Source organism: Caproicibacterium amylolyticum, assembly GCF_014467055.1.
Classification (GTDB): domain Bacteria; phylum Bacillota; class Clostridia; order Oscillospirales; family Acutalibacteraceae; genus Caproicibacterium; species Caproicibacterium amylolyticum.
This window is the reverse complement of sequence record NZ_CP060696.1, coordinates 2,159,821-2,174,057: the sequence shown is the minus strand read 5'-3', so window position 1 is coordinate 2,174,057 and position 14,237 is coordinate 2,159,821. Positions and strand designations below refer to the sequence as shown.

General features: G+C 48.1%; 20 protein-coding genes. 3 read left to right on the top strand and 17 right to left on the bottom strand.

Going from position 1 to position 14,237, the window contains the following annotated elements; genetic code table 11:
• Positions 1 to 8: 8 nt before the first annotated feature.
• From H6X83_RS10370 to H6X83_RS10290, 17 genes are all read right to left on the bottom strand, one after another.
• On the bottom strand, positions 9 to 422 hold the full coding sequence (locus H6X83_RS10370; RefSeq protein WP_212506411.1) for a RusA family crossover junction endodeoxyribonuclease: 414 nt from the start codon (positions 420 to 422) through the stop codon (positions 9 to 11).
• A gap of 434 nt (positions 423 to 856) precedes the next feature.
• Entirely contained in the window at positions 857 to 1,321 is a 465-nt protein-coding gene (locus H6X83_RS10365; protein WP_212506410.1) for a hypothetical protein, read from the bottom strand.
• Positions 1,318 to 1,530: a hypothetical protein gene (locus H6X83_RS10360; protein ID WP_212506409.1), complete on the bottom strand. Its 213-nt coding sequence runs from the start codon at positions 1,528 to 1,530 to the stop codon at positions 1,318 to 1,320. Before H6X83_RS10360 ends, H6X83_RS10365 begins: the two co-directional genes overlap by 4 nt.
• The gene (locus tag H6X83_RS10355; RefSeq protein ID WP_212506408.1) at positions 1,520 to 1,729 is read right to left on the bottom strand and encodes a hypothetical protein; all 210 of its coding nucleotides are present in this window, start codon (positions 1,727 to 1,729) and stop codon (positions 1,520 to 1,522) included. The genes H6X83_RS10360 and H6X83_RS10355 overlap by 11 nt, the downstream gene beginning before the upstream one ends.
• A complete protein-coding gene (locus H6X83_RS10350; protein WP_212506407.1) occupies positions 1,726 to 2,499 on the bottom strand; it encodes an ATP-binding protein in 774 nt (257 codons plus the stop codon). Before H6X83_RS10350 ends, H6X83_RS10355 begins: the two co-directional genes overlap by 4 nt.
• Entirely contained in the window at positions 2,496 to 3,368 is an 873-nt protein-coding gene (locus tag H6X83_RS10345; protein ID WP_212506406.1) for a hypothetical protein, read from the bottom strand. Before H6X83_RS10345 ends, H6X83_RS10350 begins: the two co-directional genes overlap by 4 nt.
• Before the next feature lie 16 nt (positions 3,369 to 3,384).
• A complete protein-coding gene (locus tag H6X83_RS10340; protein ID WP_212506405.1) occupies positions 3,385 to 4,092 on the bottom strand; it encodes an MBL fold metallo-hydrolase in 708 nt (235 codons plus the stop codon).
• 3 nt (positions 4,093 to 4,095) lie between these two features.
• On the bottom strand, positions 4,096 to 4,914 hold the full coding sequence (locus H6X83_RS10335) for a recombinase family protein (RefSeq protein ID WP_212506404.1): 819 nt from the start codon (positions 4,912 to 4,914) through the stop codon (positions 4,096 to 4,098).
• Between the two features lie 2 nt (positions 4,915 to 4,916).
• Positions 4,917 to 5,933 carry a hypothetical protein gene (locus H6X83_RS10330; protein WP_212506403.1) on the bottom strand — a complete coding sequence of 339 codons (1,017 nt, stop codon included), beginning with the start codon at positions 5,931 to 5,933 and terminating at the stop codon, positions 4,917 to 4,919.
• On the bottom strand, positions 5,933 to 7,852 hold the full coding sequence (locus H6X83_RS10325) for an AAA family ATPase (protein ID WP_212506402.1): 1,920 nt from the start codon (positions 7,850 to 7,852) through the stop codon (positions 5,933 to 5,935). Before H6X83_RS10325 ends, H6X83_RS10330 begins: the two co-directional genes overlap by 1 nt.
• Entirely contained in the window at positions 7,849 to 8,583 is a 735-nt protein-coding gene (locus H6X83_RS10320) for an SANT/Myb-like DNA-binding domain-containing protein (protein WP_212506401.1), read from the bottom strand. The genes H6X83_RS10325 and H6X83_RS10320 overlap by 4 nt, the downstream gene beginning before the upstream one ends.
• The gene (locus H6X83_RS10315; RefSeq protein WP_212506400.1) at positions 8,570 to 8,767 is read right to left on the bottom strand and encodes a hypothetical protein; all 198 of its coding nucleotides are present in this window, start codon (positions 8,765 to 8,767) and stop codon (positions 8,570 to 8,572) included. The genes H6X83_RS10320 and H6X83_RS10315 overlap by 14 nt, the downstream gene beginning before the upstream one ends.
• Complete coding sequence (locus tag H6X83_RS10310; RefSeq protein ID WP_212506399.1) at positions 8,764 to 8,964, bottom strand: hypothetical protein; 201 nt, start codon at positions 8,962 to 8,964, stop codon at positions 8,764 to 8,766. The genes H6X83_RS10315 and H6X83_RS10310 overlap by 4 nt, the downstream gene beginning before the upstream one ends.
• On the bottom strand, positions 8,961 to 9,371 hold the full coding sequence (locus tag H6X83_RS10305) for a hypothetical protein (RefSeq protein WP_212506398.1): 411 nt from the start codon (positions 9,369 to 9,371) through the stop codon (positions 8,961 to 8,963). Before H6X83_RS10305 ends, H6X83_RS10310 begins: the two co-directional genes overlap by 4 nt.
• Complete coding sequence (locus H6X83_RS10300) at positions 9,368 to 9,598, bottom strand: hypothetical protein (protein WP_212506397.1); 231 nt, start codon at positions 9,596 to 9,598, stop codon at positions 9,368 to 9,370. Before H6X83_RS10300 ends, H6X83_RS10305 begins: the two co-directional genes overlap by 4 nt.
• On the bottom strand, positions 9,595 to 9,849 hold the full coding sequence (locus H6X83_RS10295; RefSeq protein ID WP_212506396.1) for a hypothetical protein: 255 nt from the start codon (positions 9,847 to 9,849) through the stop codon (positions 9,595 to 9,597). The genes H6X83_RS10300 and H6X83_RS10295 overlap by 4 nt, the downstream gene beginning before the upstream one ends.
• 258 nt (positions 9,850 to 10,107) lie before the next feature.
• A complete protein-coding gene (locus tag H6X83_RS10290) occupies positions 10,108 to 10,317 on the bottom strand; it encodes a DUF739 family protein (RefSeq protein WP_212506395.1) in 210 nt (69 codons plus the stop codon).
• 183 nt (positions 10,318 to 10,500) lie between these two features.
• On the opposite strand from H6X83_RS10290, the gene H6X83_RS10285 reads away from it, so the two are divergent.
• The 3 genes from H6X83_RS10285 (at position 10,501) to H6X83_RS10275 (ending at position 12,932) form a co-directional block, all read left to right on the top strand.
• Complete coding sequence (locus tag H6X83_RS10285; RefSeq protein WP_212506394.1) at positions 10,501 to 10,881, top strand: transcriptional regulator; 381 nt, start codon at positions 10,501 to 10,503, stop codon at positions 10,879 to 10,881.
• 330 nt (positions 10,882 to 11,211) lie between these two features.
• Positions 11,212 to 11,736, top strand: coding sequence for a hypothetical protein (locus tag H6X83_RS10280; RefSeq protein WP_212506393.1), 525 nt, complete (start codon positions 11,212 to 11,214; stop codon positions 11,734 to 11,736).
• Between the two features lie 149 nt (positions 11,737 to 11,885).
• Complete coding sequence (locus H6X83_RS10275; RefSeq protein ID WP_212506392.1) at positions 11,886 to 12,932, top strand: tyrosine-type recombinase/integrase; 1,047 nt, start codon at positions 11,886 to 11,888, stop codon at positions 12,930 to 12,932.
• Positions 12,933 to 14,237: the final 1,305 nt, after the last annotated feature.

The window sequence follows — 14,237 nt, the reverse complement described above, 5'->3', positions numbered from 1 at the left end:
TCTCAAAATCATAAATTCGAAATCCAGACCTCAACTAACCCAGGGCCGTCTATGTACCGCTTACGCATGGTTGAATCAGAAATCTGGGCATCGTCCTTGTAGGCAACACCATTCAGCGCGTCACAGATAATTTTTCCGATGTTGTCCCAGTCCGGCTTCTTTGTCGGTAATTCCGTGCCCGCCAGCATAGCCGCACGGCGCTTCTTTGAAATGCTTTTCGGTATCGGATACCCAGCAAAGATTTTAATGCGCAGCGCACCTTGCAGGGGGATGAACGAACTGCCAGCCGCGGCAAAAAAACATTTCTGCGCAAATTCCTCGTAAGCCCTTGTTTCTTTTGGCGTATAGTCATGCCCATATTTTGTGTGCTGCGGGCGCTGCTTTCCGAAAGGCGGGCCGGGGACGGTGAAATGAATCGTCATGGTTTTACCTCTCCAATGTAACTCGTAAATCATGTATTCGGTTGCTAATTTCCACTGACACAGAAACTAGCGCGCAGCAGCAATCAAAACCACACCACAATGCACATTTCTCCTTTTCGCACCATGGCGTTTGTGCAAAACTGTTTTGACCGCCAAATTTTAAAGGACAAGCTTTTCTTTCGTCTTCCATCATATTCTCCTTTGTACAAAACAAACAATGCTAAAAAGTTTTCCATTCGTTTTATTAACAATTTTACCAAAATTATAGGATTGAACCCATGCATAATTCCTGATATGATATAGGTGTTCCGAAAGGGAACAGCAAAATTAAAAAAGGAGGCTTCTGCTATGACATGTCAGGAATTGCTCCAACTGCTCCAGCAAATGCTCGGAAACTGCGGTAGCTGCAGCAGCTGTAAATAAGTAAATATCGCCTACATCTGGCTCCGCCCTTCTTGGACGGAGCCGTTTTTCATTCCCTCCAATATCCGGATAGCCCCTTCCAGCACCTTTTTATCGTACAAAAACACCTCATCATGGTCGGGGTCTCCCTCAATAAAGCTTTCACGGTCTTTCACAAGGTCTTTCAGACCGTCAATAATTTCAGCATTCGCTTTTCCAGAAAAACCATTTGCACATTTTTTGCTGATAACTACGCAAATAGAGGATTCGGTAACTGTAAAATAGCATTTTCTTGGTAAAACCCTGCCGTCTTTTTCAGCTTGCACCAGTTTGCGAATATGTGTAAGCGTTCCAAGGTCTTCGTAGTCTGCAAGACGGTCAGTCAGCAAACTCATATGGTAGTCTCTTTTGTCACACGATGTGCAGTTCCCACAGTCAGGATCAAGCGGCTTGTAGGCCGCCTTTCCAGCATCGTTTCTCCGCGTTAATCTGGTCATTTCTGCATTCCCTCCAATTTCGGCAAAACATAATTTTCAAACTCCCGCCGCTCACTATCCGACAACGGACACCACGGCGGGATTTTACGCCAGTTGAGATACCGGTCAAATATCGGCCGTACCTGCGGGTGGTTAATATTCACCTGGTAGCCCCACGGATTGTGCTGCAGCAGTACACCGGTTTCGGCGGGACGGCCTTCATGATACATCGGGTAATAGTTCCGGCTCGGACTGGTTTGCCAGCACAGTCAACGCCGAAATTTTGTCAGCCTGCCGGATTTCGTCCTCAATCTCTGCCAGGTACCACGGCTGCAGGCGCTGCCCGTCTGCGGTGCCCTCGCGGGCAATAATGCGCTGAATTTTTCGTGTGGCACGGTCGTAAACGCTCTGTTCGTATGGTGTTTTCATGCTCTTGCCCTCCTGTAATCATCGGCTGTTACGGACACTACCTGGTAGTGGTCGCTCATCAGGCGGCTGTAGGAACGGTCGCCACAGTCACGGCGCAGCTCCTCATCCGGCAGCAGGTTTGTTGTGATAATTGTCGGCCGATTCTCCCGCCAACGGGAGTCCAGAATAATCGTCAATTCCTTGCGGGTCCATTCACTGGACTTTTCTGCCCCCAGGTCGTCCAATAACAGCACCCGGGAAAGCAGTGCCTTGTCCAGAATCATCTGCTGCTCGCCTTCGTCACCGCCCGGCATCAACATTTCCAGCATCTGCGGTACACACCAGTAGGCGGCGCGGTAACCGTCCTCCAATACGCAGTTGAGAACCGCACAGCCAAGGTGCGTTTTCCCACTGCCAGTGGGCCCGTACAGGATGAGTCCGCTTCCGGCTTTGATATTCTCCTGCCGGTTCAGCAGGTAGTCCTTTACGGCAGCGTAGGCATCTTCCGTGCCGGGCAGGCGGCGATAATTGTTGAGCTTTGCCTGTACAAAATTTCTTGGCACACCGGCATAGTCAAACCGAGCTTTGCGCGCTTCTGCCTTTTTCTCCGTTGCACGCTGCGCGTCCTCTCTGCGGACTTCCGCAGACTTGCAGGAGCAGGGCCGCTCATAAACGTGGGAAAAACTTCCGGCCGTAAAGCGATACGCAAAAATGTGCTCCCCACAGTTCGGGCAAACCTTTCCGGTGTCAAACACGTTTGGAGATATTTTTTTAACTTCCTCGGCTGTCACTGTGACACACTTCCTTTCGCAAATTTCTTGTAACGCTCCGGGCCTGACAGGTCTGTACTAGATTGATTTGACTTTTGCCCAGCAGGCAACCGTTGCCCAGACTCTGCTCTGCTGTTCTCCAGAACTGCCTTGACGTACTGCACAGAGTGCCCATGGCACACGCAGGTTTCCTCAATGGCTGCCAACAGTGCGGATTTTCCATGCTTTATCAGCAGTTCTGCCAAGCTGCGTTCATCCAGTGCAGACGGCTCGGCCTTCACTTTCCCGGAAAAGGCTTTTTGCACTTCTTCAAAATCCCCCGCATCCGCGGTTGGTACCTTAGGACAGAGGGGTTCTTGTTTAAGGTCAAGGTCTTTAAGGACAAGGTCAGGTACGGTACGGTCAGGTACTGTGGGGTAGTCACCGCGATTTTCGTGTGACACATGCGTGACGTCACGCGTGACAGGTGCGTGACATTCTTCGTTTGTCACGCTCTTTTTTTCTCCTGTGTCACACTTTTTTTGACGCCTTTTTTCCTGCCGCTTCCGGTCTTGCTCACGCTTGATTTCACGCCGCTCGGATAATTTTCCGGTGTAGTCCGCCCAATCATGCAGGGCATAGGTGCCGCCCCTATCCTCCAGCAGCTTCGCTTTGAGCAGTGCCGCAATCAGATCACCAGACTTTTTTACAGGCCAGTCAAGTGCCATTTCAATATCATCCGCAGTCATGCCGGAAAGATTGCCGTCTGAATCTGCATTGTCAAGGCTCCATGTCCAGAGGTCAATCATGATGCCCACTGCATACCGGCGGTCAACTTTCAGCAGGCGCGCAAGAACCAGTAATTTTTTATGTCTGGGCATTTCCTGATGTAGCTCCAGCCATGTTGTCATGAAATGCACATCCTCTCTATAAAACTTCTGTAGGTATTCCGGTCGCACGCTGCACTTCCTGCTTGAACAGCTTCACGTTACTGTTGCGGTCGGAAGCGTGCAGCAGGTAAATTTTCTGTGCTGCTGAAAGGTCTGTCTGCTGTAAAAATTCAATGACGTGTTCCAAACTGAAATGGCTGTGCAGCAGGCGGTTCTTTTGCGAAGCCGCAACGAAACCGGCTTCTATATTTTCTTTCAGAATCGGCAGGCTGTAGTTGCATTCGGCCATGAAAATGTTGACGCCGCTGAACCGATATTTTATGTAATAGGTATCCGTTGCAAACAGCAGCTTTTCATGCGTCACAGTGGAAACTATCAGGAAACCCACAGGCTCGGCTGCGTCGTGCTCTGTGTCAAAGGGCAACACGTTCCAGGTACCGACTGAAAACTGCTCCTGTGCCCGCACGTTGTGAATACGGTATGGACATTTGAATTCACCAAGCGCTGCCTGCGTCCCGGCGGTCATGTACAAATCAATACCACGGCCGGATAAATCAGCTGCACCGCTGGCATGGTCGCCGTGCTCATGGGTAATCAGGCATCCAACAACCCGCGGCAACAGCTTCAAGTATCTGCTGGCTATACGCCGGGCGGGGACGCCCGCCTCCAGCAAGAGGACAGACTCCCCGTCATCGACTGCATAGCTGTTTCCGGCACTGCCGGATGCTAAGCAATGTATTTTCATAATTTAGAACCCCGGGTCAAAGGTCTGCTGGCCGTTTGCAGCAGATGTGGTCTTGGCAGGCTCAGCAGTTACTTTTTCTGCCGGCTTTTTTTCGGGCTCCTTTACTGTCTCTACAGGTGCTTCCAGAGCTGATTTTTGCGGTTCTTTTACTTCTCCGGTCGCTGTATCCACCTGAAAATCAAGCGGTTGCTGATTTGCTTTCTGCTTGATTTCTTCATCAACTACGGAATATTGATCAGCAGGCATTTCGACCACTTCATCCGTTGTATAAATGCCCATCATCATATCTGGGCAGTTGAGCCGCCCAAAGAAGGAAGCTGCGCGGTACCGAATCATAACTTCCGGCATCGTTTTCCACTTGCTGCCGTTTTTCCCGTACCATCCTTCATCCTTCGCCATTTTCATAGTAATGGTGGGACCGGTCACAGTATGATCGTTATAATCTTTTACCCATGCTGTGCACTCCAGCGTATCCCCGGAGCCTTTCAAGTCGTACTGCAGTTCCGTTTTGTACTTGCGGCTGCTGTTGATCATGGCAACAATGTACTGTGTACTCCATGCTGGGCGGCCATTTACGATATACAAATTCTGCATTACCATCATGGGGCTGGTGCCCATGCGGCTGGCCATATCGAGCGCAATCAGGCAGTTGCCTGGGTTGCCCTGATAATCTTTCGGCACAATTGTGCTCTGTGAAAGAGCTGCGGCCATCTTGCCAGCGGCTTGAAATTCGTGCCAGCCAGAAAAGACGTTGCCGTCCAATTTAATATCAGTGGATAGGCTCTGTGCCTGCACCGCAGGCTTGTTTGTGGTTTCACTCATGATTATTTGTCCTCCTTGGTCAGTCTGTTATAAACTTCCAGTAAATCAGCGTTCTGGCAGTGGCAGGATTCCACTGCATCCTTGACGCAGCCGGGGCACTGCTCAAATTCCGCGCGGCCTTGGCAGTTGTGCTCGCACTCGGTATCGAAAAACGGGCAATCGGAATTTTCGCAGGCATCCGCAGAATCTGTTTCTTCCGGGACTTCCGTAGCCTCCGCGCTGGCGGTCAGCGTATTGTACGCATCCAGTACGTCTGGATTCTTGCAGCCATGCTGCCGCAGTGCTTCAGTCAGGTCACCGTATAGATCATCATCCGGGCTGCCATCGAGTTTGAAACCGCAGTTGAGATTCCCGTCCTCGTCAGCATCATAGAATGGGCAGTCAGTTTCACAGCACGGATCCAGCTGCACGTCTTGCACAACGCCGCTCGCGTCGGTGGTTACCGTGGCACCGGTGGACACATCATCAAAAGAAAGCTGATGTTCGCCGTCTGGAATAATGACACGGCCGTCCTGCTCAACCGCGATTTCCAAATCGGATGGAAAGCGAATTGCAGTGGAAACCTTGGCCGGTTTCAAGTTACAGGTGACCTGGCATTTTTTCGGGTCAGGCACTAGAACAGCACCGTAATTATTGAGCGTAATTTTGATGTTGAGTTCTCCACTTTCAATCAGCTTGGTTTTCATGGAACGAGCCATATCCCGCAGGGATTCATCCGCAGTATCAAAAATCGGGTCAAATGCCGGAAGCAGCAGGCTTAAATCCTGTCCCTCCGGGAGCGGCTGCTCGTCCACCTCCGGCGTTTCGTTTTCTTCCGGGTGTTCTTCTTCACCGGAAGCGTTTTCCCAGCCGGTAGGTGTGGTTTCGGGCTGCTCTGTTTCTTTGGGTTCTGACACGGTTTCAGGCGTTTCGTTCTCATTTTCGAGGTCCTCTGATACGTTTTCCGGCACGTCGTTCACAGTTTCAGGGGATTCTGCGCCAGCTTCAGTCGGATTGTTCACATTCGTGTTTTCTTCCATTATGCAAGTACCTCCGTCCTTACGGTTTTATCTTCATCGGACACATACAGGCTGATGGTCTGCGCTGCAATTTTCAGCGGATGGCTGATGCTTTCGGCGTTGTCAATCCAGACGGGCAGCATCAAGCCCATCTTCTGACCCAGCGTGTCCACAATGTCCAGACCAGCATTGACGCGCTCCGCATTGCTCAGGCTGCCGTAATCTTTGCCGTCCACCTGCGCTTCACAGCATGCTTTCACGCCGCCGTTAACCTGCATCTCGAACAATTTCCAGCGCACAGTGCGGAAAGAGCCGTTAACCTCCGCTTCCACATCGGCGGCTTTGAGCTGTACAAAGCGGTCAGCCAGATGCAGCAGGCTGTCAAACTCGGCCAGCTGCACGCCCAGCTGCTTTTCCTCTGCTTTGAGTTCCGCAATGCGGGCATCCTGCCGCTTTACCAAATCGGCGTTAGACTGCCGGGCGGTAACTGTCTGAATCTGCTGCTCCACTGGTGCCAGTTCAGCTTCCAGTTTTTCAATCTGTGTATCAGCAGCAGACGAAACTTTCTGCAAATCCTGTTCCAGTGCTGCAATTTCAGATTGCCGTTTCTGGCAGTCGGCTGTGGTTTCCCACGCAGGCGGCGTGACAAGCATTTTCTGCAGTGCGGCCAGTTTCTGCTGCAGGTGCTCCGCTTCGGTCTGGCTCTGCTGGGCAGCGGCACGGTCGGCTTCCGCCTGCTTTGCAAGGCCGGTACGGGTGGCGGACAATTCCTTGCCGCTGGCAATCATTTGCGCCTGCTTTTCCGCTTTTGCGGCATTGAAATTGCCATGCATGGATTCCAACATTTCCGGCGGATACGACTGGCCGCAGGTTGGGCACTTGCCGCTTCCTGCATCAAACTCTTTGGAATGCTCGTCCATGACCTGCTGCCGCAGGTCGGAAATATCCTTTTCCAGACCTTCCGCCAGTGTTTCTGAGGATGTGGCAGCGGAACTGTGTTTTGCAGCAGCAGCCTGTGCCGTGGACAAATTCTGTCTCAGAACTGCCATTTGGTTTTCCAGTGTTTGATTTCCGCCGGCAGATTTGCGGATATATTCGGCATGCGCCTGCTCCATATCCGCTTTGGCCGTGCTGATTTGCTGCCGGATACCCGATGCAGATTCACCACTGCGGAGCCGGTCAATCGCCGACTTGATTTTCAGCCGCTGCGCTGCCAGATGTGGCATAGCAGCTGCATCTGTTTCTACATCAGCCGCTGCGGGCTTGGCGCGCTCCGCCTCGTCAATTCTGCCTGGAATGGCGGCAAGGTCATCGTTAACTTTGCGCCGGTTGGCCTTCCAGCGCTTGGTGCAGTCGTCTATTGTGTAGGTGCCCATCTGTTCCGCAAGTGGGGCAAGCTCCGCGTGTTTTGCGATCACAGCCGCATCATCCATGCCACCCGAAAAGAGGGACAGCAGTCGTTCCCGACGTGCATCCGGCTTGATTGCCTGCGCGAAATAGTCCACACGGGACACGGTCAAAATATCTTCCTCACTGCCGATGTGTTCGGCAATAAATCTGTTGTAATCTCCGGCTTTCTGCGGCACCTCGTCTATGTAATAATCAGTGGTATTGCCGGTGCGGTGCTTTTCGGATTCGCCGCGCTTGCGGGTGAAAACCGGCTTGTACACCCGGCGCAGTGCAAAGTGTCCGCCGCCCGAAGCAATAAACGATGCAGCCACGGACGCTTCCACGCCTTCCACTGCACCGACCGGCAAGATGTTGTAATCTGCGCGTCCCTGCTGGTCCTTGCCAGTCAGGAGCCAGGTGTAACCATCTGACAACGTGCTTTTTCCGGCACCATTTGCGCCATAAATGGCAGCGGCTTTGCAGCCAAACGCCATATTGTAATGCTTGCAGCCCCGGAAGTTCTCCAGGGTAAGTGCTCCGAGTTTTATCATTTGCGCACCTCCGCTCTGTATTTTGTGCCGTCCTGCCGGGTAATGCTCACCGATGCGTACCCGGCCCCAGCTTGCCGCATGATGTCCTGCGGCGTGTCAAAGATGTCCATGTGCTCACTGATGGGCTGCTTGACGGCAGTCAGGTCAAATGTTGGTGGTGTTATAACTACTGGCTTAACTTGCGGGGTTGGCTCTGAGGTAGGTTCTGGGGCTGGTTTTTCTAGCATTTCAGCGGGTGCCTTAATTTTCCCGGTCGCCTTGCGCAGGGTGTACCACTTGCTGCTGACCTGCTGCGCAGTCTTGTGGAGCTGCTTGCAGATTTCCGAATTTGCAACACCTTTTTCTTTCATAACGCGCAGTTGCTGCGTTTCGGAACTTGTCCATTCAGTCGGTGCTTGCCGTTCCATCATTGGCGGCACAGGGCGTGCAAAGTCTGGATCATTGTCTCCGCCGAAAGAGCCGCTGCCAATGGCTACAATCTGCTCACGGGTAAAGCCGTAAGGAGCAAATTGCTTTACCAACGTGTCTACTCGTTCGGACAAAATTTTAGGATCGTTCAGCTCGTGCGCTTTTTTCTCAGATGCGTGGTAAGCCATGCGGATGGCCGTGCATTGGCCCTCCGAGTAAGGCTTGACCTCGCTGCCCTGTTGTGTTACACTGTCGATAGAGCTTTTTGTCATGCTGTCAGTGGTGTTTCCGGCACCGCTGGCGGCTTTTTTATTTTCTGACATTATGCATCCTCCTTTGAATTTTGAAATATCTTTCGCTGCTGTACGCCTGCAAACCAATGTCTGCCTGCTTTGCCTGATTGAGCGTCTGCCGGTACTGCGTGTACGTTATGTAATCTTTGCACCGGCCGTGGCAGCCCAGTGCGCGCCGCTGGCAGAGGTAGCAGGGGTTGTCCGCCGCGGTCATGGGGTGGGCTCCGATTTCCATGCAACTACTGGCGTATGGATTTTAAGACAATTGCTGTCGTAGTACCAATCATCATCTGCGGCAAAAGCTTTAACTTCTTCGCCACTTTTTAATTTGGCTATGAGCGTTACGGTTACACGCTTCCGGCCACGTTTAATCTGTGGCATATCGTCATCCACATTCACCCAATCATTCATCCCTTTTCACCTTCTTCCGGCGGGCGGCGGTAGATTTCAATGTCATCTTTTTTAAAATCAGAATCGTCAAAATAACGTTTAGGCCCTCCAAAGCCTATGAGATATATGCAACTCGCATTGTCACTTACGTGGACTATGCGCCAATATCCCAAATCGTTGCGAATTCCAAATTCACTTACAACTTTCTCAAAAGCCGGATAGCCGTTCATATGAGTTAGTTCTTCAAACGTTAAAGGCTTTTCAGGCTTGCAAGTTCGACGGTATATATCAGTAAATCCGTATTTGATACGGCATCTATCTCCCCGAAGGCAGTGCAAACACATTGCTGTAAGCTGCTCTTTCAGTGCCTTATTTTCGCTGCGCAAGTCAGACAATTCATCACAGTCTTCCCATTCCTGATTTGTCACTTCAATCCTGCCTCCATCAAATCAATAAAATCCTTACGGCGGCTACGTTCTGCCTGCCGCTGCATGGTCTGGATAGCAAGCTTCGTGCGGATGCGCTCCTGTCGTTTCAACTGGCGCTTGCGGTATCTGTCGTACAAGTAATTGCAGAGCATAATGGCTGCAAGAGACACAAGCACGTCCGTTGCAAGCCGGCCAACCCAGTACATTACGGTCTGTTCTGCTGTCATGCTGATTTACCTTCCTTCACATTGTCAAGTAGGGATGTAAGCGGGATACGTAATTTTTGAGACAGTCTTCGCAATTCGGCGAGCGTAAAATCATCTGGTTTGCGTAGACGGCGTGTCCAGGTATCGGTACCAATATGTAACGCGGCCACCATGTCTGCGCGATTGTATCCGTAAAGCTGCATTCCGTATCTGATAGTTGCCAGCAGTTCACGGTTCTGCCGGTCAAAGGTGAACATTCTTGTCCTTGGCATTTTGTTCCTCCTTCCTTCCGGCCGCTGCTTGCAGACAGAGCCTACAAGGGTATTACTGCTGCGGTACTGGGGCTATCAGTGCCAATGCTCTGCCCACAAGCAGCAGCCGGATTATGTTGTGAAATTTTTTGATGCTGTCTTAAAGTTCAAACCCTGAATTTCAATCGTTCCTGTGTCAGCAGGAGGTGACTATTTCTTTTCACTTCCTTTCAGTGGGGGGGGTGAGAACTAGTCTAATTGTTCAATTACATTGAACAATTAGAGCGTAAAAAAGAGCTTAGGGATATATTCGTGGCCAAGATGCAGTAGCTCACAAGCTCTGTCAATTTCAAGTTGTTTCCAAGGAACGACTCCGTTCAGTTTTTTTGACAGAGTAGTTGGCGAAATCTTCATAGCAATAGAAAATTTCTCCTGAGAACCAAATACTTCTCGAATTTTTCCAGATAAAAAGCTGTAATTGTATGGCAAAAGAATCACCTCCACAAAATTATTTTGTTCAATAATTTTGAACATATCTATAATACCATCCGCTGTGAAGAATGTCAATAGAATTATTCAATTAATTTTAACTTTTGTAAAATTCAGTTGAACTTTTATTAAATTAGTGGTAAAATGCAAATATAATAATTTATAAATATTAGGAGTACAAAAATGAAAGATAAAGTGACTACTTCTGAGCGCCTTAAACAAATTATGAACGAAAAAAATCTTCGTCAGGTTGATATATTGAATAGGGCAGAGCCCTATTGCAAGAAATATGGTGTAAAACTTAATCGTAATGATTTGAGTCAGTATGTGTCCGGAAAGGTGGAACCGGGGCAGTTCAAATTATCCATGCTTGGATTAGCCCTTAATGTATCGGAAGCTTGGCTTATGGGCTACGATGTACCACAAGAAAGAGAAAAGCCCACCGCCGCGGAGCTTAGCGACGATGAGCAAATTTTAAAAGTTATTGAAGCTTTAACTCCCGATAACAAGAAGAAAATTCTTGAACTTGCAAAGCTGTATGCTGCTGGGCAAGACGAAAATTAACGGCTGATATCAAGGCTTCACGTGATTTAAGATTCAATTTGGCTATAAGGGTTTTAAGTTCGGAATCAATATTTTCATTCATTATAATCTCCAATCTCCCACACGCTGTTCACGAAATTCCTTATTTTTCATTATAAAACGCTAGTTCACATAAATCAAGAACAATTTTTCGATTATATGGAAGCTTTGAGTAGTGTCCCAAATTTGGGACTTTGCTCTGAAATCTTTAAAATTTGTCGAATTGGTACTTGACGGTTAGTATATGGAAGATTATAGTAAATATAACTATAATCTTTAAGAGCGAGGTAAAAATTATTCATGAGCGACGAAATGAAATCAAAAACAGATAAGAAAAACACGGCGATTGGTTGCGTAACGGTATTAGTAATTCTAATCATAATTGTGGCTTTTGCCATGCACGCATGCAGTAATGGCGATACAACGCCGCAGGCGTCTGATACGCTATCTACGGCTGTTGATAAGGGCATCCGCGCCGCTCATGCAACAAAGCAGTCCGTAGAAATCAATGACGACGTGGGAACGAGCGCAGCGGGTGATAAGGTGGTGCTTATACACGTTAAGCCATCCAATACCGCCAGAGCAACTATTTTGGACGGTTCCTGCAAGCTACTTCCAAATTTGCAGAATCGCAAAGACATTGGACAGGTTACGCTGTTCTGGACAGGCACACTTGTAGATACCTATGGCAGCAAAAGTGAGGAGCAGGTCGTTAAGCTGACTCTCAGCAAGGCAAAGCTGGACAAAATAAATTTTGAGAATTTTGTTTACAATGATTTGCCCAGCATAGCAGATAGTTATTGGGAACATCAGGCAATGACAAAGGAAAAGAAATAAAAAAAATCCCCGTAACCGGTAGCAGCCGGAAGCGGGGAGCATACAGGCCGGGTAGGCCAGTACAGTATAATGCAAAATTATTGTACAACCTCCCGGCCAAAAAATCAAGTGCCGGGCATTTTTATGCCCGGATTAAGGAGGATACAATTATGGCAAAAGCCAAGAAAACGAAGTCCGGAGCATGGACTTGTCTTGTGTTTATTGGAAGGGACAATGCAGGGAAGAGGCAGTATAAGCGTTTTACGGAGTACAGCAAAAAGGAAGTCGAATATCAGGCGGCAGAATATGTTCGAAATCACAGAAAACCAAATTGCGCAGATAATATGAAATTTTCTGCAGCAGCAGAGGATTATGTGAAAGCAAAAGAAAACCTGCTTTCGCCTTCTACTGTACGAGGATACAGGGGAATGCTTGGAACGGCATTTCCTTTCATAGGAGATATGACTTTGCGTGAATTGGATTCTGGAAATTACATTCAGCGTCAGATTAATGCTAATGCAAAGAGGTATTCTGCCAAGTCGATTAAAAATCAGTTCGGCATGATTACGGCTGTTATGGGATACTATGGATATACAATTAATAAACGTTCAATAACACTTAAACCGAAGGAAAAGCATTCAATACCTGTTCCAACGCAGCAGGAAGCTGAAAAGCTAATGGCAGTTGCCCATCAGGACCCCGCTATAGAATGTCAAATGCTTCTTGCGCTTACCTGCAGTCTGCGTCAGTCAGAAATTGCGGATCTAAATGTAGAAGATATCGAAGGCAGCATTGTTCATGTAAGAGGTGCAACTGTTCGCGGCGAAAATGGACTTATTCACAAGGACACTAACAAGAGCCTTGCAGGAACGAGGGACGTTCCAATGCCAAAAAATCTTGCACAACTTATGCAGGAGCGGTGCAGAAAGGTCGTACACGGGAAATTGTTTACACTGCATCCTGCAAATGTGCTTAAACACTTAAACAAGCTAGAGGATGCAAACGATATTCCGCATTATACTATGCACAGTTTGCGCCATTGTTTTGCTGCTACCATGCATGCCCACGGGGTGCCGGACAAATATATTATGGAAATGGGTGGATGGTCATCATCTGATGTGCTAAAGAATGTGTATGAGTATACTTTTGCGGATAAAGCGCGCAGCGAAAAAGCAAGGGTCGATTCATACTTTGACAGCAAGATAAAAACCCAATAATAGGGTTCAATGCAACTATTTATGCAACTATTATGTTAAAAATTCCGTTGCTATGCGGCTCAATGGCTTCGCGCGAGTATCCGAATCCCGCCAGCCCAGCCAAGTAAATATCCCTTGAAACCCGCACAGACACTGCGTTTGTGCAGACAAAAAGGCCAGCCTGCTTCAGTTGTAAAATTCTGAAGCAGGCTGGTTTTTTGTTTATTTTTGATGGGGTGTTTTTCTGTCGGTACTGTCATCTAAGCGAATCAGTTTACCCAATATATCGGCTGCCTTTGCGTCTGCACTCTGAAGAGCGTGACTTACGATTCATCTGTTGTAGAGGTTTGCGAGTGTCCCAAATGTGCACTGACACCCTGTATGGATTGATGGTCAGTTCCACACTGTGAATTTTGGAAAAGATAGTGCTAGTTTGCTGCGCAGTTGTTCATTTTTATTGCTGCGAAAGTGTGCAGTATGCCGCAATCTGGAATAAAAGCTGCTTTTTTATCCTGATTTCTGTATTTTATTAGTTTTATCTTTTCGCGAATTTGTTGACACAAAGTTGACATGGAATGAAGGCAAATGCAATTTCCCTGATTTAACTTTTCGTTAAAGTTTATATGCAATATGTGTAAAATTTCACAATAGGTGATCAGAGTGGAAAAGGATGAGATTCCGCGGCTGGCGATATGCGGCGAGGAACTGCTCGCAAGCGAAAAAATTTATAACATTGTATGAATGGATATTGCAGCTTACCGGCATGGATGGAATGAAGGCGGAAGTGCCAAAGTGCAAACGAAAAGTAATCTTACAAGAATAATTAAAAATAAAACAAAAAAGTAAAAAAATGGGTAAACCACTATCGCTTATCGCCGATTTACTATCACTTATGGATTTTGCATTGACAATTTCCCATAAAAGAGTATATTTATTTATATAAGTACAGGATAAAAAACTATTATTTTCTATTTATTGTTTATATTATATGTAAACCGCCGGCGGTTTTACATAAAGGAAGATTAACCGAAACGACTATGAAAAAGGAGATGTACAAAGAGTATGGTTAAAAAGTTTGGCAGGCGGCTCGTTGCCATTGCGGCAGCAGCCCTTATGGTCACAGCAACCGCAGCACCAGCGTTTGCAGGAAATTCTTCGTTCAGTTTTACAGTCCGTAAAGGTTTTAATGACCAATATGCGTTTTCATCCCAACCAAGTTCTTGGGTAACAAAAGATGACGTCGACCCCTATTGGTATGTGACACCTGTTTACAATCAGTGCGTAAATTGGCCATGTTCATCCATGATGACTTGGATTTATTCTATG